The sequence below is a fragment of the Haloferax namakaokahaiae genome, assembly GCF_042663225.1.
GTDB classification, from domain to species: Archaea; Halobacteriota; Halobacteria; order Halobacteriales; family Haloferacaceae; genus Haloferax; species Haloferax namakaokahaiae.
In genome coordinates this window covers 1130969-1150248 of record NZ_JBHTAA010000005.1, presented here as the reverse complement: position 1 = coordinate 1150248, position 19280 = coordinate 1130969, and the positions used below count along the sequence as shown (strand labels likewise).

23 protein-coding genes and 1 tRNA gene are annotated in these 19280 nt (G+C 63.8%); 15 read left to right on the top strand and 9 right to left on the bottom strand.

What is annotated here, in order from left to right; genetic code table 11:
- Positions 1-28: 28 nt before the first annotated feature.
- On the top strand, positions 29-850 hold the full coding sequence (locus ACFQJC_RS13540) for a lipoate--protein ligase family protein (RefSeq protein WP_390224336.1): 822 nt from the start codon (positions 29-31) through the stop codon (positions 848-850).
- Positions 851-866: 16 nt separating this feature from the next.
- Here the strand turns inward: ACFQJC_RS13540 and ACFQJC_RS13535 are convergent, their stop codons facing one another.
- The gene (locus ACFQJC_RS13535; RefSeq protein ID WP_390224334.1) at positions 867-1391 is read right to left on the bottom strand and encodes a redoxin domain-containing protein; all 525 of its coding nucleotides are present in this window, start codon (positions 1389-1391) and stop codon (positions 867-869) included.
- A gap of 95 nt (positions 1392-1486) precedes the next feature.
- Between ACFQJC_RS13535 and ACFQJC_RS13530 the strand changes: the two genes are divergently transcribed.
- From ACFQJC_RS13530 to ACFQJC_RS13520, 3 genes are read left to right on the top strand one after another with little or no spacing between them, the layout of a single operon-like run.
- Positions 1487-2368, top strand: coding sequence for a deoxyribonuclease IV (locus ACFQJC_RS13530; protein ID WP_390224332.1), 882 nt, complete (start codon positions 1487-1489; stop codon positions 2366-2368).
- A 56-nt stretch (positions 2369-2424) separates the two neighbouring features.
- The gene (locus tag ACFQJC_RS13525) at positions 2425-3732 is read left to right on the top strand and encodes an endonuclease/exonuclease/phosphatase family protein (protein ID WP_390224331.1); all 1308 of its coding nucleotides are present in this window, start codon (positions 2425-2427) and stop codon (positions 3730-3732) included.
- A 48-nt stretch (positions 3733-3780) separates the two neighbouring features.
- Positions 3781-4575 (top strand): class I SAM-dependent methyltransferase, encoded by a 795-nt coding sequence (locus tag ACFQJC_RS13520; protein WP_390224330.1) that lies wholly within the window; start codon positions 3781-3783, stop codon positions 4573-4575.
- 46 nt (positions 4576-4621) lie between these two features.
- Here ACFQJC_RS13520 and ACFQJC_RS13515 read toward each other — a convergent pair whose 3' ends face one another.
- A complete protein-coding gene (locus tag ACFQJC_RS13515; protein ID WP_390224328.1) occupies positions 4622-4837 on the bottom strand; it encodes a zinc ribbon domain-containing protein in 216 nt (71 codons plus the stop codon).
- Between the two features lie 74 nt (positions 4838-4911).
- Here ACFQJC_RS13515 and ACFQJC_RS13510 point away from each other — a divergent pair, with 74 nt between their 5' ends.
- The gene (locus ACFQJC_RS13510) at positions 4912-5100 is read left to right on the top strand and encodes a hypothetical protein (protein WP_390224326.1); all 189 of its coding nucleotides are present in this window, start codon (positions 4912-4914) and stop codon (positions 5098-5100) included.
- Here ACFQJC_RS13510 and ACFQJC_RS13505 read toward each other — a convergent pair.
- Complete coding sequence (locus tag ACFQJC_RS13505; RefSeq protein ID WP_390224324.1) at positions 5097-5741, bottom strand: DUF7095 family protein; 645 nt, start codon at positions 5739-5741, stop codon at positions 5097-5099. The genes ACFQJC_RS13510 and ACFQJC_RS13505 overlap by 4 nt on opposite strands.
- A 102-nt stretch (positions 5742-5843) precedes the next feature.
- On the opposite strand from ACFQJC_RS13505, the gene ncsA reads away from it, so the two are divergent.
- Positions 5844-6821 carry a tRNA 2-thiolation protein NcsA gene (ncsA, locus tag ACFQJC_RS13500; protein ID WP_390224322.1) on the top strand — a complete coding sequence of 326 codons (978 nt, stop codon included), beginning with the start codon at positions 5844-5846 and terminating at the stop codon, positions 6819-6821.
- Positions 6822-6936: 115 nt separating this feature from the next.
- On the opposite strand, the gene ftsZ is transcribed toward ncsA, so the two are convergent.
- The 3 genes from ftsZ to ACFQJC_RS13485 all read right to left on the bottom strand — a co-directional run bounded on the left by ftsZ (position 6937) and on the right by ACFQJC_RS13485 (position 9098).
- Complete coding sequence (gene ftsZ / locus ACFQJC_RS13495; protein ID WP_390224321.1) at positions 6937-8121, bottom strand: cell division protein FtsZ; 1185 nt, start codon at positions 8119-8121, stop codon at positions 6937-6939.
- 4 nt (positions 8122-8125) lie between these two features.
- Positions 8126-8311, bottom strand: coding sequence for a ribbon-helix-helix domain-containing protein (locus tag ACFQJC_RS13490; RefSeq protein WP_390225625.1), 186 nt, complete (start codon positions 8309-8311; stop codon positions 8126-8128).
- A 205-nt stretch (positions 8312-8516) separates the two neighbouring features.
- Complete coding sequence (locus ACFQJC_RS13485) at positions 8517-9098, bottom strand: double zinc ribbon domain-containing protein (RefSeq protein ID WP_390224319.1); 582 nt, start codon at positions 9096-9098, stop codon at positions 8517-8519.
- A 116-nt stretch (positions 9099-9214) separates the two neighbouring features.
- Between ACFQJC_RS13485 and ACFQJC_RS13480 the strand changes: the two genes are divergently transcribed.
- Positions 9215-9288: transfer RNA gene (locus ACFQJC_RS13480), tRNA-Tyr, on the top strand.
- Positions 9289-9698: 410 nt separating this feature from the next.
- On the opposite strand, the gene ACFQJC_RS13475 is transcribed toward ACFQJC_RS13480, so the two are convergent.
- Positions 9699-10727: an AI-2E family transporter gene (locus tag ACFQJC_RS13475; protein WP_390224317.1), complete on the bottom strand. Its 1029-nt coding sequence runs from the start codon at positions 10725-10727 to the stop codon at positions 9699-9701.
- 269 nt (positions 10728-10996) lie between these two features.
- Here ACFQJC_RS13475 and ACFQJC_RS13470 point away from each other — a divergent pair, with 269 nt between their 5' ends.
- Entirely contained in the window at positions 10997-11980 is a 984-nt protein-coding gene (locus ACFQJC_RS13470; protein WP_390224315.1) for an aldo/keto reductase, read from the top strand.
- A 48-nt stretch (positions 11981-12028) separates the two neighbouring features.
- On the opposite strand, the gene ACFQJC_RS13465 is transcribed toward ACFQJC_RS13470, so the two are convergent.
- Both ACFQJC_RS13465 and ACFQJC_RS13460 read right to left on the bottom strand, forming a co-directional pair.
- The gene (locus ACFQJC_RS13465; RefSeq protein WP_390224313.1) at positions 12029-12784 is read right to left on the bottom strand and encodes a potassium channel family protein; all 756 of its coding nucleotides are present in this window, start codon (positions 12782-12784) and stop codon (positions 12029-12031) included.
- Between the two features lie 256 nt (positions 12785-13040).
- Positions 13041-13520 carry a peroxiredoxin family protein gene (locus ACFQJC_RS13460; protein WP_390225623.1) on the bottom strand — a complete coding sequence of 160 codons (480 nt, stop codon included), beginning with the start codon at positions 13518-13520 and terminating at the stop codon, positions 13041-13043.
- 122 nt (positions 13521-13642) lie between these two features.
- On the opposite strand from ACFQJC_RS13460, the gene ACFQJC_RS13455 reads away from it, so the two are divergent.
- Genes ACFQJC_RS13455 through ACFQJC_RS13425 form a run of 7 tightly spaced genes read left to right on the top strand, consistent with a single transcriptional unit; the run spans position 13643 to position 19271 of the window.
- Positions 13643-14278: an HAD family hydrolase gene (locus ACFQJC_RS13455; RefSeq protein ID WP_390224311.1), complete on the top strand. Its 636-nt coding sequence runs from the start codon at positions 13643-13645 to the stop codon at positions 14276-14278.
- Complete coding sequence (cbiB, locus tag ACFQJC_RS13450) at positions 14269-15171, top strand: adenosylcobinamide-phosphate synthase CbiB (RefSeq protein WP_390224309.1); 903 nt, start codon at positions 14269-14271, stop codon at positions 15169-15171. The genes ACFQJC_RS13455 and cbiB overlap by 10 nt, the downstream gene beginning before the upstream one ends.
- Positions 15162-15926, top strand: coding sequence for an adenosylcobinamide-GDP ribazoletransferase (gene cobS / locus ACFQJC_RS13445; protein WP_390224307.1), 765 nt, complete (start codon positions 15162-15164; stop codon positions 15924-15926). The genes cbiB and cobS overlap by 10 nt, the downstream gene beginning before the upstream one ends.
- The gene (locus ACFQJC_RS13440) at positions 15911-16564 is read left to right on the top strand and encodes an NTP transferase domain-containing protein (RefSeq protein WP_390224305.1); all 654 of its coding nucleotides are present in this window, start codon (positions 15911-15913) and stop codon (positions 16562-16564) included. Before cobS ends, ACFQJC_RS13440 begins: the two co-directional genes overlap by 16 nt.
- Positions 16555-17556, top strand: a complete 1002-nt coding sequence (locus ACFQJC_RS13435; protein ID WP_390224303.1) for a nicotinate-nucleotide--dimethylbenzimidazole phosphoribosyltransferase — start codon at positions 16555-16557, stop codon at positions 17554-17556. The genes ACFQJC_RS13440 and ACFQJC_RS13435 overlap by 10 nt, the downstream gene beginning before the upstream one ends.
- On the top strand, positions 17546-18553 hold the full coding sequence (gene cobD, locus ACFQJC_RS13430; RefSeq protein WP_390224302.1) for a threonine-phosphate decarboxylase CobD: 1008 nt from the start codon (positions 17546-17548) through the stop codon (positions 18551-18553). The genes ACFQJC_RS13435 and cobD overlap by 11 nt, the downstream gene beginning before the upstream one ends.
- Positions 18546-19271, top strand: a complete 726-nt coding sequence (locus tag ACFQJC_RS13425; RefSeq protein ID WP_390224300.1) for an adenosylcobinamide amidohydrolase — start codon at positions 18546-18548, stop codon at positions 19269-19271. The genes cobD and ACFQJC_RS13425 overlap by 8 nt, the downstream gene beginning before the upstream one ends.
- Positions 19272-19280 lie beyond the last annotated feature (9 nt).

Below are 19280 nucleotides of genomic sequence, written 5' to 3'. Positions count from 1 at the left end.
CTTTGCCTCGCTTCGGCAAATGCTGTGTATGAACGACTCGGAAGCACTCGCCGACCGCGAGTGGCGCGTAGTGCGGGAGGACACCCGCCCCGGCGCGATGCAGATGGCGCTCGACGAGGTCGCGGGCGAGACGGCCGCCACGGGCGGACCACGAACCGTCCGCGTGTATCGGTGGGACCCAAGTTGCCTTTCTCTCGGCTACGGCCAGAGACCCGAGACGGTCGATTGGGACTACTGCGAGTTCGAGGGAATCGACGTGACGCGCCGGCCGACCGGCGGCGGCGGCATCTACCACGACAACTACGGTGATGTTGCGTACTCCATCATCGCGCCGAAAGCCGAACTCCCCGGCGACCTCATCGACTGCTACCATCTCCTCTGTACGCCTATCCTCGACGCCCTCCGAAGCGTCGGCGTCGATGTCGATTTCGTCGAGGACGACGTGCCCGTCATCTGGCACCCGGCGTGCTACCTTCGGGCGCTTCATCCCGCCCACGACATGGTCGCCGAGGGCCGGAAAATCGCGGGCAACGCCCAGTACCGCCGCCGGGATGCAGTGGTACAACACGGGTCGATTACGTACTCGGTCGATGCGGAGACGCACCTCTCGGTGTTCGACGGCCACGACGTGACGCCCGAGGAGTTCCGCGAGCGCGTCGTCGGCATCGACGAACTCACCGACGTTTCGCGCGCGGAGTTCGTCGAAGCGCTCACCGACTCGCTCGTCGAGTTCGTGGACGCGAACGAAGGCTCGTGGACCGAGGAGGAACTGACGCGAGCGAGCGAACGCGTCGAAGAGAAGTACGAGTCGGCCGACTGGGTTCGTCGTCGTCCCGGGTCGAAGCGATAGTTGTCGAACCGGCGTCTTAGAAGCCGAACGTCTCCGGATTCTCTATCTCCAGTGCCTCGGTGACGCCCTCGTACACTTCCGAGAGCGGTGGGGTGTCACGAGTCGGGTCGATCCAGTGTTGGCCCAGCCACCGATACCGGACGGTGAGGTCCGAATCGAGCAGGAAACACGACCGACGAGAGCGTTTCGAGACGCCGAAGGTTCGGTAGACCACGTCGAACGTCTCGGCGAGTTCGAGGTCCGTATCGGCGAAGAGCGGGAACGAGAGGTCGTAGCGGTCGATGAATCGATGGTGCATTCCGACGCCGGACTTGCTCGAGCCGACGACCTGCACGTCGTGCCCCGCGGCGAACCAGTCGAAATCGCGGAACGAGCACCACTCGTCGGTACAGTCCGGGCTGAAATCGGCGGTGTAGAAACAGAGCAGCACCGGTTTCTCCTCGACGAGTTCCGAGAGCGACGTTTCAGTCACCGACTCGTCGGGTCGCACGAGCGGGACTGTTGTATCCTCGACTTGCGTACCGACGGGAATACCAGCCATGACTGTCTTTCCAACCGAGGGGCCATACTAGTTACGGGCGCTTGGGACTATCGCACTCCGAAGTCCCTTTGGTAGGGTACTACGTGGAGTCGCTCATGCGAGTAGGAGCACACGTCTCGATGTCTAGCTCGAAGGTTTCGTCCGACGACGAGACGCCACCGCACGGCAACGTCGCCAACGCCATCTTCCGACAGGTCGCCTTCGGTGGCAACTGCGGGCAGATATTCACCACCTCGCCGCAGGTGTGGCGGGACCCCGAAATCTCCGATGAGGAGGCCGAACTGTTCCGCGAAGAGACCGCCGACAAACTCGACGGCCCGTGGGTCATCCACACCTCGTACCTCGTCAACCTCTGTACGCCCAAAGACGGACTTCGACAGAAGTCGCTCGACTCCATGCAGACGGAAGTCGATGTCGCCTCGAAACTCGGCATTCCCTACGTGAACGTCCACCTCGGCGCGCACACGGGCGCGGGCGTCGAAGGCGGCCTCGACAACGCCGTCTCCGTCCTCGACGAAATCGACGTGCCGGACGACGTGACCATCCTCATCGAGTCCGACGCCGGCTCGGGAACCAAACTCGGCGGCGACTTCGAACACCTCGCCTACGTGCTCGAAGAGTCCGAACAGGACCTCGATATCTGTCTGGACACGGCCCACGCCTTCGCGGCGGGTTACGACCTCTCGACACCCGAGGGCGTCGATGAGACGTTCGAACAACTCGACGACGTGGTCGGGCTGGAACACCTCAAGTGCGTCCACCTCAACGACTCGAAACACGAGTGCGGGACGAACAAAGACGAGCACGCGCTCATCGGTGAGGGTCTCATCGGCGAGGACGGCATGCGCGCGTTCATCAACCACGACGCAATCGTCGAGAACGACGTCCCGCTCGTCCTCGAAACGCCGACGGAGGACGGCAAGGGCTTCGCGTGGAACATCGAGCGCGTCCGAGAATTCCGCGCCGACGAGAACTAATCCCGAACTGACGGGTCGAGCAAGGGTTAACAGATAGCCGTTCGAACCGCCGGGCGATGCCCTCCCCTGTTCGCCCCCTCCTCGCCGGGAGACCATCCACCCGGCGCGCCCTCCTTCGGTCGCTCGCGGTGACGCCGTTTGCGGCCAGTCTCACTAGTCTCACCACTCGCGCTAGTGCCAGCGTCGCCGAATCGTTCGCCGAATCGTCTCCCGTCCGAGTCGCAACGCAGAACCTCGGTCTCGGTGTCAGTCTCTACCCACTGTTCGTCGCCGACACCGAGCGCGAACGGCGGAGACTCGTCGGCGAGATGTACGAGTCGGTCCGGGCCAGTGACGTCCCCGGTCGAATGGCCGCCATCGCCGCCGAATTCGACGCGGTCGATGCCGACGTAATCGCCGTCCAAGAAGCCGCCTCGATAGCCGCCGAGGGTGACGAAATCGACTTTCTCGCCGAGCTTTCGGCGGCGCTCGACGCCCGCGACTCGGGCTATCGAGTCGCTATTTCGTCGGAGAACACCGACGCCGCACTGCCGGCCGAAATCGACGGCGACGAAGCGACCGTCCGACTGCGTGACCGAGACGCGCTGCTCGTCGCCGAGGACGTTTCGGTGGACGACACCTCGGAGACGACGTTCGACAGCGCGCTCGACGTGTCGTTCTCCGAGTCGGAGTCGTTTCGACTCGCCCGCGGGTTCGCCGCCGCGACGGTCTCTCTTCCCGACGCGCCCGCCTTCGACGTTCTCTCGACGCACCTCGAACGCGCCAGCGGAGCGATTCGAGGCGCGCAGGCCGACGAACTCGTCTCGTGGGTGCGCGAGCGCTCCGGTCCGGTCGTCGTCGCGGGCGACGTGAACGACGAACCCGGAACCGGTGCGTACGCGACCCTCTCCGAGGTGCTCGTTCCCGCGACGGACGGTATCGACGAGACGTGCTGCCGTGCCAGCGACCTCTCGGGTGGCGAGTTCTCGGAAGCAATCGACCACGTGTTCAGTCGTGGACTCACCCCCCTCTCGGCCGAGCGATTCACCCTCAGTTCGACCAGAGTCGAGACCGACCGCGGCGACCTCTGGCCGTCGGACCACGCGGGCGTCGTCGCCTCGCTCGAAGCGTCCGAGACGACGGCCACGGACACCACGACCACCGAGCGGCCGACTACCGGAACGACCGACTCCGTCTCGAATTCGACGGCCGAATCGCCGACCCAAACCGCGACGGAAGACGCGACCACGACAGTCGATTCGCCGGATTCGTCGGCTACCACGACGGACTCGACCCAGACCGGGACCGAAACACCCGGATTCGGGTTCGCCGCCGCACTTGTCGCGCTCGCGGCCGCCGCGGAACGAATGCGCCGTTCCGACTGACTTCCGCCGTTCCGACTGATTTTTGGTTCGCGCGAGTGGACTCCGGGTGTGCGACGTTTCTCGGAATCGTATCTCCGCCGGACGCGACGCGGCATGTGGGCGGACTCTCGCGCCGCCCTCGCGGACTTCGACCTCGACGGCCGAACGCGTATCCTCGACGTCGGGTGTGGAACCGGCGAGTTCACGCGGGTGCTCGCCGAGGAGTCGGACGCGCGCGTCGTCGGCGTCGATGCCGACCTCGAACTCCTCTCGGTAGCCGACGAACACCCCGACATCGAGGCAGTCGCGGGCGACGCGACCGGACTCCCGTTCGCGGACGGCAGTTTCGACCTCGTCGTCTGCCAAGCGCTCTTGGTGAACCTTCCGGACCCAGCCGCCGCAATCAGCGAGTTCGCTCGCGTCTCGTCGGACCTCGTGGCGACGGTCGAACCCGACAACGCCGCCGTCGGCGTCGATTCGACGGTCGAGTCCGAAGTCTCGCTCGAAAAGCGAGTCAGAGAGGCATTTTTGCATGGTGTTTCGACCGACGTGGCCCTCGGCGACCGAGTGCCGGCGTTCTTCGACTCGGCCGGTCTCGATATCGTCGGGACGCGGCGGTACCATCACCAGAAACTCACGGAACCACCGTACGACGAGGACGACGTTCGCAGTGCGGCACAGAAAGCGACCGGTGAGGGACTCGACAGACACGAACGCGACCTGCGGCGAGGCCTGGACGAGTCCTACGAGTCGGTACGCAGGCAGTGGCGACAGATGGGCCGCGAGGTGGTCCGACAGATGAAAAGCGAGGAGTATCGCCGCGCCGAAGTCGTTCCGTTCGACGTGACGACGGGGCAGGTCTGACTCGCGCCGACAAGGTGGCTCTAACTCACGCCGACGTGGCGCGGAGTTAGCCCAAGAAGAGGTCTACCATGTTGCCGCTCGAACGACCGCGGTAGAGTTCCGAGTAGCCGCAGTTCGTACACGAGACGACCGTGAACTGACGGTTCTGGATGTCGAACATCTTGGTTAAACCAGTCCCCGAGGTGGCGATGGAGTCCATCTCGGTCTCGGTGTGGCCACACTTCGGACAGCCGTCGCGGTTCGCTTCTGGTGGAGGGCTCATACTGAGACGTGTTCGTGAAGATGACATAAGTTTGATGCCCGAACACTGAGGGCAGTTCGGAGTCATGGGTTCGTATGGCCGTCGAAGGACTCGTCTTCGTGCTGTTTCTCGGTCTCGCCCTCGTGTTCCCACTCGTACTCTACTGGGCGATGGAGAGCGAGACGAAGGACCTCCCGCGGATGGACCGCGAAGAAGCAGAACGCCGTGCCCGCGAGGAGGGCGAGCGGTACAATCGACAGTCGAACGGGCAGCACCGCGACTAGACCACGTCGCCGCGAACGGTGGTGCCGGACTGTTCTGCGCGGTACGATTTGAGCGCCTCGACGGCGTCCGCCGCCTCCGATTCGTCCATCCCGAGCATCTCCAGTGCGGCCCCGAGCGTCGGGAACGCGAACTCGCCGTTCCGGAGTTTTTCGAGCGCGGTGGGCGAGCGCTGGCCCTCGGCGTAGAGACAGACGCCACGCGGGTCGAGAATCTGCTCGTAGGCGTCGCGGGCGAGTGCGCCCTTCAGTCGCTGGGTGACGTTGTCCTCGAACGAGGCGTTACACACTTCGAGGTGAATCGGCTCGTCGTCGGGAAGCAAGTGCGCGGCGAGGCACTTCTCGGGGGCGGCGTAGCCGTTCGAGTTGGCGCGGATCAGGTCCGGATGCTCGCGCGCCCACTCGGCGCGGACGCTCTTGCCGACGCCCTTCACGCCGTGTGACGCTTCGAACTCTTCGGCGGCGTCGGGGTCGCCGCGGAGGAGGATGTCTTTCGTCACGTACACGTCGAGTCGGTCGAGTGGGTCGAGACCGAGAGCGACGTCGCCGTAGACCCACACCTCACGGACGGGAACCGGGAGTGTGTCGGCTTCGACTGCATCGACGATGCGCTCCACGCGGTCGAGCGCGGTGTCTCTGTCCATTGGCTGTGGGTGCGTCTTCGAGGGGGAAACCGGTTGCGACCCGACTCGGCGGGTCGAGACGAGGCGAAACCCGTATCCCTCCTGCCAAGCAACCGACCGGCAATGGAGTGCGACAAGTGCAGTCTCGATGCGGTGATGCACGCGGCCTATTCGGGGGCACACCTCTGTGAAGACCACTTCTGTGCCTCGGTCGAGAAACGCGTGCGCCGCCGTATCCGAGAAGATAGCATGCTCCCCCGAGATGCCACGCCCGAAAACCCGCAAACGTGGGTCATCGGTCTCTCCGGCGGGAAAGATAGCGTCGTCCTCACGCACATTCTGGACGAGACGTTCGGCCGCGACCCGCGAATCGAACTCGTCGCGCTGACGATTCACGAGGGTATCGAGGGCTACCGCGACAAGTCCGTGGACGCCTGTGTCGAACTCGCCGCCGACATCGACATTCGCCACGAAGTCGTGTCTTACGAGGAAGAGTTCGGCGTGCGGATGGACAACGTCGTCGAGAAAGACCCCGAGAACATGGCCGCGTGTGCCTACTGCGGCGTCTTCCGCCGCGACCTGCTCGAACGCTTCGCCGACGAGTTCGGCGCGGACAAACTCCTCACCGGCCACAACCTCGACGACGAGGCGCAGACGGCGCTGATGAACTTCCTCGAAGGCGACGTGAAACAGGTCGCCAAGCACTTCGACGCCAGCATCGGCGACTTCGACAAGCGCCGCGATTCGGGCGAGTTCATCCCGCGTGCGAAGCCGCTTCGTGACATCCCCGAGAAGGAAGTCGCCCTCTACGCCCATCTCAAGAATCTCCCCGCCCACATCACCGAGTGTCCGCACTCGTCGGAAGCCTATCGCGGCGAGATTCAGCGACTGCTACTCGACCTCGAAGAGAACCACCCCGGCACGCGTCACTCGATTATGGCGGGCTACGAGGAGTTGGCCGAACTCACAGCCAAGGAGTACCGCGGCGACGAGGGTGGCGAAGGCTCGGTTGACCTCAACGATTGCGAGCGCTGTGGCTCGAAGACGGCGAGTACTATCTGTCGGAAGTGCCGACTCATCGAGTCGATAGAAGCAGTCTAACGGTCACTGTCGCTCGGCGCGTTCCGTCGGAAGGTTGGAAGAAAGATGGTGAGAAACCCATGCCGGCACTCGGGTCAGACGGGTGAACAGGCCGCCTGAACACCGTCTGCCGAGATTACCGAATCACGTCGAGTCCGTTGTTCTTTTCGGACTCGTCGCGGCCACCGTCAGACCACGTCGTGTTCTGCGGTGGTTGCGAGTTCGAATTGAACTCCGAAGATTGCTGCTGTGTCTGCGATTGCAGACTCTGTCTCGATTTGTCTGCCTGCTTTTGGGTTGTCGGTCCGAGGACCTGTGCCGACTGGACGCCGGTCATGATGGCCATCACGCGAACTTTGCCCTTGTACTCGTCTTGAATGCGTGCGCCCCAGATGACGTTCGCACTCGCTTCGAGTCGTTCGGTGATGTTGTTTGCAATCCCTTCGGCCTCCTTGAGTGTGAGGTCAGGGCCGCCCGTGATGTGGACGAGACCACCGGATGCACCGCGGTAGTCCACGTCGAGAAGCGGGTGGTTCATCGCGTCGTTGACCACTTCTTGGGTCTTGTTCTTGTCCTGTGTCTCACCGACGAGCATCACCGCGACGCCGCCTTGATTCATGATGGTGGACATGTCGGCGTAGTCGAGGTTGATGAGCGACGGTTGGGTAATCGTCTCCGAGATACCCTTGACGGTTTCGGCGATAATCTGGTCCATGACCGAGAACGCCTTGCCGATTGGCAGGTTCGGGACGTAATCGAGCAGACGGTTGTTGTCCAGCACGATGATGGAGTCGGCCTCGTTGCGGAGGTTCTCGAGCCCCTCTTCGGCCTTCACCGTGCGGGCGCGCTCGACGTTGAACGGCGTCGAGACCATCCCGACGACGATTGCGCCTTGCTCTTTTGCAATCTTTGCGACGACGGGTGCGGCACCGGTACCGGTTCCGCCACCCATGCCTGCGGTCACGAAGACGAGGTCGGCGTTGCCGAGGACTTCCTTGACGGTGCCCTGTGCCATCTCGGTGGCACGCTCGCCCATCGAGGGGTCGCCACCGGCACCGAGACCCTGCGTCAGGGACTTCCCGACGAGAATCTTCGTGTCGGCTTCGATCATCTTGAGGTGCTGCTTGTCGGTGTTGATCGCCACCGTGTCCGCACCTTCGACGCCGATGTTGTACAGGCGGTTGATGGTGTTGTTACCGGCACCACCACAGCCGACGATTACGATGCGCGGGTCTCCGAACTGGTCGTCGTCGTCCAGGTTCGAGAGTTGTTTGCGCTCGGCTTCATCACGCTCCATCGCTTCACGAACGATATCTTGCATGAGTTTACACCTTCGCCCAGCCGCGCTTGCTGGTAGATTCGCGCTGGCGTTGTTCTGGTGTCTGCTCGTTCAGCATTTCTCGAACAGCAGAGCGAATCGCTTCGGATCGGTTCGGGAACTTCCCCGTCTCGACCATGCGTTCGACTTCATCGATCTGCTGTTTCGGAATTCGTAGTGTCACACGCTCCATATTTGTGTATTCCCCCGGTAAGACGGTGCGTCGCACACACATGCGATGTCTTACACGCCAAAACCAACGGACAGCGCCGGATCCCGGGCCGTCGTTGGAGGGCTGTAAGACAACCGTCTTACGCGATAGTCAACACATAGGGACAGGATATAAATGTAACGGCGATTGTAAGACAGCGAATCGTAACTGTCTGAATCCTCTTGAATTAGGACTTCTCGAGCACGTCTGCGGCAGGTGTCCGACGACCGCATCCCGGACAGAACGCCCAGTCCGACCGAAGTTCGTCGCCGCACTCACAGAACGCTCGGTGCGACGCTTTCTCACCACAATTCGGGCAGTAGACGTGGTCACGGCTCACGTTTTCGCCACATTGACCACACGCAGATTCGTCCGTCTGACTCGCTGTCTTACGCGTCGAATCGGCTGTCGAATCCGTCATCGGTTCCGATTCGCTTTCGGCGTTTACGCTAGTTTGCGGGGCTCCTTCCAACGAAATGTTGACGTTGACATCTGTCGGCGACGGCTCGGACCGCACCGAAAGTTGTTCGTCGATGTACTTCGGGAGGAGTTCTGCCACGCGCGCCATGACGAGTTCATCGACGCGATTTTCGAGGGCTTCCTCGAGACCGGACGGTTCGTCGTCGTTCTCATCTTCGAGAAGAATCTCACGCTCCGCCCCGTCGAGATACGTGCGCAACGCTTCACGCATGACCTCGCTCTTCGAGGAGTCGAGCGTGTCTAAGCGCTCGACGAGTTCCTCGTCGGCACGAAACGTGATTTTCGACATTCGTGCGTGTATTCCTGTGACGGTATATCAATCTTACTTCGTGTCTGACGCGTGTCACCCGCCGAAGCGTGGCGAATGATAATGGTTAAAAACGTCCCTCGGCTACTCATCAGTGACCGCTCTTAGCTCAGCCTGGCAGAGCAGCCGACTGTAGATCGGCTTGTCCCCCGTTCAAATCGGGGAGAGCGGACTTCGTTTCTGACGCCGACTGCGAACGAAGTGAGCCAGCGGCGTCTGTCGAGTCCGACTCGACCCGATTTGAGCAGCGAGCAAATCTCTGATTTGCGAGTGAGTTCACGCGAGTGCCAGCGAGCGTGACCGTCTCACGGCGTTCAAATCGGGAAGAGCGGATTTACTTGTAAATCCGGTCGAACCGTTTGAGCAAGTCAGTCGCAGCGCGTGAACGGGGTGAACGCGTCGTCTGACTGAGTTCAAATCACCGTGACTTCGTTGTATTCGTCACGAGCCTTCGCTCACTCCGGTCGTGAAGACGGGGAGAGACGAATCATTCGCAGCCAAATTTCGAGTCTACTAGCTTGTCCCCGCTCCTCTCGACCCGTGGTCCGTGAGAGACGAAGCTCACGGTAGTTACAAACCTGGTCACGAACTGCGTGGGTCAGCGCGTTCGTCGGCCAGCAACTCAATGATGGTCTTCGTCAACCCGATGACGACGGGGCCGACGAAGAGACCGACGAATCCGAAGACGGCGACTCCCCCGAAGATACTGAGGATGAGAACACCGGAGTTGAGCTTCGCGCCGCGTTCCATTGCGAGAGGCCTGATGATGTTGTCCGACCCACTGATGATGAGAGAGCCGTAGATGAGGAGTCCGACTGCCTCCGGAATACTCCCCACGAAGACGAGGTAGACGACCGCGGGAATCCAGACGATGGATGCACCGATTACGGGCAGCAGTGACAGGGTGAACGTGGCGACGCCCCAGAAGATGAGGTTGTCGAACCCGATGACGAGGAAGCCGAGGACGGTTAGTATCGCTTGCACCGCGGCGACGATGACGTTCCCGATTACGGCCGCCCAGAGCAAGTCGTTCGTGCGCTCGAAGAGTTCGTCGGTCGTCTCTGTATCGAGCGGTACGACCGCTCGGAGCCAAGCGATGAACTTGTCGCCGTCTCGCAGGAGGAAAAAGAGGGTGAATAGGAAGATGAACGCTCCGACGAGAAACGCGGAGATGCCACCGAGAATGCCACCGATGTTGCCCAGCAGTCCTCCAATACCGGTTTGGACCGCGTTACTGACCAGCTCGGCGAGTGTCTCGACGGTGGGAGCGTTCGTCCCCAACTGCTCCTGTGAGAATGCGTCGAAGGCCTCGGAGTCGGGAAGTTCGGCACCCTGCAGCAGTGTGGCCGCCTGAGAGACTGCAGCGCTAAGGATGAAGAGGAGTGGAACGACGATGACGGTAATCGTCGCAAACATCGTCACGGTCGGCCCGACCGAGCGGCCCAATCTCGGAGTGAGCCGTCGGTTGACTGGGTAAACGAGGTACGCCAGCAAACCAGCCAAGAGGACGGCCTGGAGGAATGGGAGGACGAAGAAAAAAGAGAGTGACCCAAAGAGTATCAGCAGGAGGAGAAGGAACAACCGTGAGGGCGTGCTATCTGCGCTGTTCATACTGTATTCTCACGTTCGGTTCTCGTAAATCTATCATCTATCTATCACTCTCGGGCATCTCGCAGAACGCAGTGAGCAGGGAATCGAACCCGCTGATGCGCGTGACTGAACCACTCGGTATCGGATTTTTCGCGGCCAGTAGGTCGGGAGTCTCCTCGTTCAAATGGGGGAGAGTGGACTGAACTCCAACAGCCGCGAGCAACAGGAACTCCCTCGACACACATCGCCGTAATCAGGTGATTTACTGACATTCGTTTACTATCGGTCATATGGACGAACGACCGCTCGGTACGACAGGATTCGACGTCTCGGAAATCGGTCTCGGAACGTGGCAACTCGGGAGCGATTGGGGACCCGTGACCGACGAGGAGGCCGCCGACGCAATCGAGACCGCGCTGGACGCTGGCATCACGTTTCTCGACACTGCCGACGTGTACGGCGACGGCGACAGTGAACGGCGAATCGGCGCGGTGCTCGACGACCGCGACGACGACGTGGTCGTCGCAACCAAAGCGGGCCGCAGGCTCGACCCACACGAGGCGGATGGCTACAACCGCGACAACCTCGAACGGTTCGTGGACCGAAGCCGTGAGAACCTCGGTGTCGAGTCGCTCGACCTCGTGCAACTCCACTGCCCGCCTCGGGATGCGTACTATCGCCCCGACGTGTTCGAGGCGCTCGCGGACCTCCGAGAGACCGGGAAGATTGACCACTACGGCGTGAGCGTCGAGAAGGTCGAAGACGCGCTGAAAGCCATCGAGTACGACGGTGTCGAGACCGTCCAGATAATCTTCAACCCGCTCCGACAGCGCCCCGCAGAACTGTTCTTCCGGGAGGCACAGCGCCGAAACGTCGGCGTCATCGTTCGCGTCCCCCTCGCGTCCGGACTGCTCACCGGCGCGCTCTCCGCCGACGCCGAGTTCAGTGAAGACGACCACCGCAACTACAACCGCGACGGCGACGCCTTCGACGTGGGTGAGACGTTCGCCGGCATCCCGTTCGAAGACGGTCTCGCCGCCGCGGAATCGCTCGAAACCGTCGTCCCCGACGGCGTCTCGCTCGCGCAGTTCACGCTGCGCTGGATTCTCTCGTTCGACGCCGTGAGCACCATCATCCCGGGGTCGAAGACGCCGGCACACATCCGCGACAACGTCGAAGCCGCGTCACTGCCGCCGCTCTCGGCGGACCAGTTCGCGCACGTCGAAGACGTGTACGACACCTACGCACGCGAACACGTTCACCATCGGTGGTGAGTCGCTGACAAAATCCTTCCAACGGAGTAGACGACCAAAGCGGCGGTCCTATAACTTCGAAACGACGCGCTCGGCGCTCACAACCTCCGGGACGATGACCTCGTCGGCGCCGACGCGCCGGGCGACGGCCTCGTCCATCAGGTCGCCCGCGCGGACGACGACCCGCACTGTCGGGGCGAGTTGCGTGGCGGTGACGGCGATTTTCACGTTGGCGTTCGTGTCGTCGATGGCGGCGATGATGGTCGCCGCCTGTTTGATACGTGCTTCTTCGAGCGGTTCTTCGTAGCGGGCGTCACCCTGTACGACGAGGTGGCCGTCTTCGATTGCTCGGTCGTACTGCACGTCGCCCCGTTCGACGACCACCACCGAGGTGTCCGATTCACGGAGTCGCGCCGCGATGGTCTTGCCGAACGTTCCGTAGCCGCAGATGACGACGTGGTCCGTCTGGTCGTTGATTTGCTGGTTCATGTGCATTCGAGTAACTTCCGTCGAGAGTCGTCCGCCGAACACCGCCGAGAACACGGTTTCACCGGTCCAGAGACCGGCGACGACGAGTCCGGAGAGGACGACGATTGCGTAGGCCTTGACGACGGTGGCCGGCCCGGCGTGTTCTTGAAAGTAGAGTTCGATGCTCGTCGGGTCGAGCAACCAGAATAGCGCGTCGATGACGCCGACCCCGCCGAGGGTGGTGAATCCGACCACGCCAGCGACGACGACGAACGCAAACGCGAGCAGTGGTCGCAAGAGACTCCGTAACAGCGAACGCCGTCTAAACGCGGCGAGGAGTCCCGAGACCGGATTCATCGTTGTCCTCTGTCAGTAGCAATCGGCGTGTACACCCACGGCGTCCCCACATCGTTGGAGGTAGTGGCCACAACTGTGGTCAATGACCAACTAAGTCTGTCAATTTGTTCCATTGTTCTCGCTCCATCGAACTTTGAGTAGATATTTTGGCAGTGTCTATAGCATTTGCTACATCTTTTTCAATCATTATGGTACTGTGTCCGGACGAGTGTCCATCTTGGGGGGCGTGCGGAAAACGCGGACGCGCCGGAGTGAGTTACGCGAAGATGTCGGTGTAGCCTTTCCGAATGAAGTAGCGAACCCAGTTGCCGTAGGTTCGGTCGGCGGGATGGTCGGCGACCTGCTCGTACTGGACGATGCCGTCCTCGTCGATGACGTACGTTCCCGCGATTCCGGTCACACCGTGGCTGGTCTGTTCGGTTCCGCTGAACTGTTCTGCAACGTCGCCGTCCGGGTCGGCCGCGAGCTGGAAGTCGAGGTCGAACCGGTCGCGCATCTCCGTGAGGTCACCGAGGTCGCTCGTGACGACCGGAACGATGTCTACGCCGTCGTTGAACCAGAGGTCGTAGGCGACTTCGTCGAACGTCTGGAGTTGCTCGGCACAGAAGGAACACCAAGTGCCACGGTTGATGAGGACGACCGTCGGACCGCTTTCGAGCGTCTCCGAGAGCGTCACGTCGTCACCAGCGGTTCGTTCGAGTGTGAAATCGGGTGCCTCAGTTCCTTCGAGTGTCATCATCAGAGCCGACGGAACACTCGCATCTATAGCTCAGGTGGTTGGGTATGTCCGCCACATCGCCGCCGAGGATACAAGCGCGCTCCGCTAAATTCAAGTAGACTTTCACCGATGCAATCGTAGTGGGAGTATCGTTCGACCTCTTTGGCACGCTCGTCGATGTCGCGTACCCGACCGACCCCGGAGCAGCCGTCGCAGACGCGCTCTCCGACTACGGTGTCGCCGTCCCCGACGATTGGGACGACGCGTACCGCGAGGTCCACATCGACGCGCCGGACGGCGCGGAGGTTCCGCTCCCTGCCCACGTCGCGGCGGCACTTCGCTCCCGCGGCGTCGAATCGCCCGACAACGCGGCGCGCCGAGCAGTTATCACGGCGTTCGACCCGGAGGTGACGACTCGACCCGGCGCAGTCGAGGCCGTCGAGGCCGCCCGCGAGGCGGGACCTGTCGGTCTCCTCTCGAACTGTTCGGTCCCGGAACTCGTGGCCCGAACCCTCATTCGTTCCGACCTCGACCGCCGCGGCTTCGACACCATCGTCACGAGCGTCGCCTGCGGGTGGCGGAAGCCGCACGAGCAGGCGTTCGAAGCGCTGGCCCGCGGGCTCGATACCGACGTTTCGGCGGTGACTCACGTCGGCGACGACCCGGCGACCGACGGCGGTATCGAAGCAGTGGGCGGGCAGTTCCTCGACGTAAACGAGGTGTCGCTGTCGGAATTCGCATCGCGCGTACGCGCGGGTGAAACAACGTGGCGCTGACTGCGACGGTCGCTATCGCGCTCGCCGCGGTCCTCGACGAAGTCGTCGCCGAGCCGCCCCTCCGGGTTCACCCGGTCGCGTGGTTCGGCCGATTCGTCGCCGTACTCGACTGCGAGTGGACGCACCCGCTCGTCGCGGGCGGCACAATCGCGTTGGTCCTCCCGTTCGTCGCCGCGGCAATCACCGCGGGAACTGTCTGGGTCGCTGGTGGCCTCTCGCCGTGGGCCGGCGCGCTCGCCGCCGGTCTCGTCTTGTTCTCGACGACGAGTCGCCGGATGTTGCTCGATTTGAGTACAAAAATCGTCGCTGCCACCGAATCCGACCTCGAAACCGCGCGGGCCGAACTTCGGGCGCTCGCCGGCCGCGACGCGACGGACCTCTCCGCCGACGAGATTCGAAGCGCAGCAGTCGAGAGCGCGGCGGAGAATCTGGCCGACGGACTCGTCGGCCCGCTCCTCGCGTTTTCACTCGTCGCACCGGTCTCTCTGGCCGGCGCGGCCGGCGCTGCGGCGTGGGTCAAAGCCGTCAACACGCTGGATTCCATGCTCGGCTACCGGCACAAGCCGGTCGGAACCGTACCTGCCCGCCTCGACGACGTGGTGATGTGGCTTCCGGCGCGAATTTCGGCGGCGTTGCTCGCGCTCGTCGCGGGCGCACCGTCGGCACTCCACGAGAGTTCCCGACTCGCTCGCCGACCCGCATCACCCAACTCCGGGTGGCCGATGGCGACGCTCGCCGTCCTGCTCGATACGCGACTGGAGAAACCCGACAACTACCGTCTGGACGGCGGGACCGAGTTGCCGAACGTGGCGACCGCGACGCGAGGTATCAGTCTCGTCTCGCGCGCGGGCATCGTCGCGTTCGCCCTTGCTGGGGTGATTGCGTGGTTCTAACCGCCTTCCGTGGCGGCCTCGGCTTCCTCACGCGCCTCCCGGTCAGCGGGAGCGAGGAGACGTGGGACGCGTTCAGACGCTCGCCCGGCGTGTTCCCTCTCGTGGGCTACGTCGTCGGCGCGCTCGCTGCTATCCCGCTGTTCCTCCCGCTTCCGGTCGCCACGTCGGCCGCGGGCTACGTGGTCACGCTGTATCTCGTCACTGGCGTCACCCATGCGGACGGACTCGCGGACCTCGGCGATGCCGCGGTCGTCCACGGCGACGCCGACCGCCGCCTCGACGTGCTGAAAGACTCGCAAACCGGCGTCGGCGGCGTGCTCGCGCTGGGCGTGACGCTCGTGGTCCTCGCACTCGGCGCACTCGGACTCGCCGGCGCGAGCGGCCCTCTCGGTCTCACCGCGGGTGTCGCCATCGCCGTCGCCGCCGAAGTCGGCGCGAAAGCGGGCATGGCGACGCTCGTCTGCATCGGCTCACCGGCGCACGAAGGACTCGGCTCCGCGCTCGTCGGCGAAAACGGAACTGACCGCCTGCTCGGGGTCGCATTCGCCAGCCTCCCGCTCGCACTCCTCGCCGCGTATGCGGGCGGGTGGGCTATTCTCGCGGCGTTCGCCTGCGGGCCGCTCGTCGCGCTGGCGATGCGCTCGTGGGGTCGCAATCGACTGGGAGGCACCTCTGGCGACCTCATCGGCGCGACGAACGAACTCGCGCGCGCGAGCGCGATTCACATCGGAGTGGTGGTATGGACGCTCTCTTGATGTGCGGCGGCCGCGGCACGCGACTCGATACGGCCGTCGAAAAGCCGCTGGTCGAACTCTGCGGCCGGTCCATGTTCGACCGCGTGGTGGACGCACTCCGCGATTCGTGCGTAAACACAACCTACGCGGTCGTCTCGGAGCACTCGGCTCGGACGCGTGCTCGGGCGCGAGAACGAGGAGTTCGGGTCATCGACGCACCCGGCGAGGGCTACGTCGCCGACCTCGGGTTCGCACTCGAACGCGTCGATAGGCCAGTCGTGACGGTGGTCTCGGACTTGCCGTTGCTTCAAGCCCGCCACGTCGATGACCTCGTCGCGGCCGCTGACGGTGGTTCCTGCACCGCCTGCGTTCCCGTCTCGCTCAAGCGCCGACTCGGTGCGAGCATCGACGACTCGCTCGTGTTCGACTACCGCGGCACCGACGTGTGTCCGACCGGACTGGGCGTGGTCGCACCCGCTCCTCCCGAATCGACTCCTGATTCTGTATCGACTTCGGACCCTGTAACGACTCCCAACTCCGCATCGACACCCGACCACTCAGAACCTGATTCAACCGTGTACCTCTCGACAGACGACGCTTTAGCACTCAACGTGAACCGCCCGACAGACATCGAACTCGCGGAGGACCGATGCGCGTAGTCCTCGTCGCTGGCACGACCAAGACCGCGAAGATTCCCGGTCTCAGCGCCGCGGGAGCCGACCCTTCGCTCGTCGGCCACACGCCGAGCGCGGACGCCGAAATCATCGAATACGGTGACACCGTCCGGTCTCCCGTCACCCCGGTCAGTCCGACGGGCTGTCCGACGCCGGCGGCCATCACCCGCGCCGTCCGCGAACTCACTGGCTTCGACGCGCTCGTCGTCGATGCCGGGCTCGCCGAACCGACCGCCGCGCCGACTATCGACGTTGGTGCAAAGCCCGGCCGCGACATCCGCGAGGCCGACCCCGTACCGACCGCTCCCGGCGTGTTCGAGGCGGCCCGACAACTCGGCGTCGCGTTTCCCGAAGACGAACTCGTCATCGGCGAGACGGTCCCCGGCGGGACGACGACGGCGATGGGCGTGCTCCGCGCGCTCGGCGAAGACATCCCCGTCTCGTCGTCGCTGCCGGAGAACCCGACCGGCCTGAAAGAAGAAGTCGTCTCCGAGGCGTTCGACGCGAGCGGGATTTCGCCCGAACAAACCGCACACCAACCCGAGTTGGCCGCCCGTTTCCTCGGCGACCCCGTGTTGCCGGTCGTGGCGGGACTGACCGTCGGCGCGCTCGAAGCCGACATCGACGTGACCCTCGGTGGCGGCACGCAGATGCTCGCCGCGGCTGCGCTCGTTCGCCACGCCGGCGCACTCGGCGACGTGACGATTGCGACGACGAGCTACGTCGCCGACGACGTGCCCGCGTTCGCTACCGCGGCCGAGTCGCTCTCGTTAGACCTCGTCGTCACCGACCCCGGATTCGAGACGCACCCGCTCTCGCAGTACGCCGAGGGCGAGGCCAAAGAGGGCGCTGGCATGGGCGGCGCGCTCATGCTCGCCGACGAGATGGGCGTCCTCGACGACGTCGAAACCGCCGCACTCGACGTGCTCTCGCGGCTCGACCCCGCGGCGGTTGACGGAGTCGAAGATGGACCCTGAGTCGGTCGCACGCGCGAGTCGCGTTCCACACGGCGGCACGACCGACCCCGACCTCCTCGATTTCAGTGCGAACACCAACCCCGAGCGACCACCCGGCGTCGAGGCCGTCTACCAGGACGCCTTCGAGCAATCGACGCGCTATCCCGACGACGACTACCGCGACTTCCGCGAGGCCGCATCGGCGTACGTCGGATGCGACTCCTCGTCGGTGATTCCCACCGCGGGTGGTCTCGAAGCACTCAGACTGGCTTTCGAACTCACGCTCGCCCCCGGCGACACGGCGCTCGTTCCCGAACCCAGTTTCGGCGAGTACGAGCGCGAAATCGAGTTACAAGGTGCGACCCCGGTGGCCGTCTCACACGACGAACTCCTCGATTCCGACCCGACGGGCCACGCCGTCGCCGTCGTCTGTACGCCGAACAACCCGACCGGCGAGGTGGCACCCCGCGACGAGTTGGTAGCATTCGCCGCCCGATGCCAGGAGTCGGGAACTGTGCTCGTCGCCGACGAGGCGTTTCTGGATTTCACCTCGGTTCCCAGCATCGCGGGCGAACCCGGGACCATCGTCGCTCGCTCGCTGACCAAGATGTTCGGCCTGCCCGGGATTCGCGCGGGATTCGCAGTCGCCTCGGGCGAACTTCGGGACTCCCTCGCCGTCGCTCGCCGGGCGTGGTCGCTCTCGACGCCCGCGGCCGCAGTCGGCGCGCACTGCATGCGAGAGACCGAGTTCGTGGCGACGACCCGCGAGCGCGTCGAAAGCGAGCGCGAACGCATGGCCGAGCGACTCTCGGCGCGGTTCGACGTGTCGCCGTCGGACGCGCCGTTCTTACTCTGCGACGTGGGCGACGAAGCCGTCGAATCGCTCGTCGAACAGGCCCGCGAGCGCGGCGTCGCCATCCGCGACGCGACGACGTTCCCGACGCTCGATTCGCACGTTCGCGTCGCCGTGAAGCGCCCCGACGAGAACGACCGCCTCCTCGGAGCGCTCGATGTTTGAGACGACCGAACGAGACGGGGTGTGTCGGCTCTCACGGCCGGAGACGCGCTGGCTCTCGACTGGCTACGACGGCGGCGAGTCTCGCGGGCCAGTCGCCTACAACGTCACCGTCCCCGAGGGGTGGCCGGAGACCGACCTCGACGAGTACATCGCCGAACGACGCGCGAAGGCCGGGTTTTCGACGCCCGGACCGACGTTGCTCACCGGCGTCAGTCAGGAACACGCCCGTCGCGCTCGGTTCGGTCCCGTCGAGGCGGTCGTCACCGGCGGCGTGTCGAACCCGGCGGCGCTCCCGGTCGGAGACGAAGAGAGTACGGCCTCGACGCGGGCAGATTCGACCGATACGACCGATACGACCGATTCCAACACCCTCGGAACGGTCAACATATTCGTCGGGACGACGCGCTCGTTAGCACCGGGTGCGCTGTCGAACCTCGTCGCCGTCGCCGCGGAAGCGAAAGCCGCCGTGTTGCTCGCGCGGTGTGGTTCTCCCGGGACGACCACGGACGCAGTCGTCGCCGCGTGCGACCCGAGCGGCGAGTCTGCGGCCTTCTCTGGAAGTGCGACGGAGGTGGGGAACGCGACACGAATCTGCGTCAGAGACGCGCTCGCGGCGAGTCTCGACTCTCGGTACGCCGACGTGCCGATGCCCAGAAGTGTGAAAGATGCACAGTATGGCGTGGTCGCCGACGAGAACGCACGCGTCGATGTGATTTAGAAAGTTCGA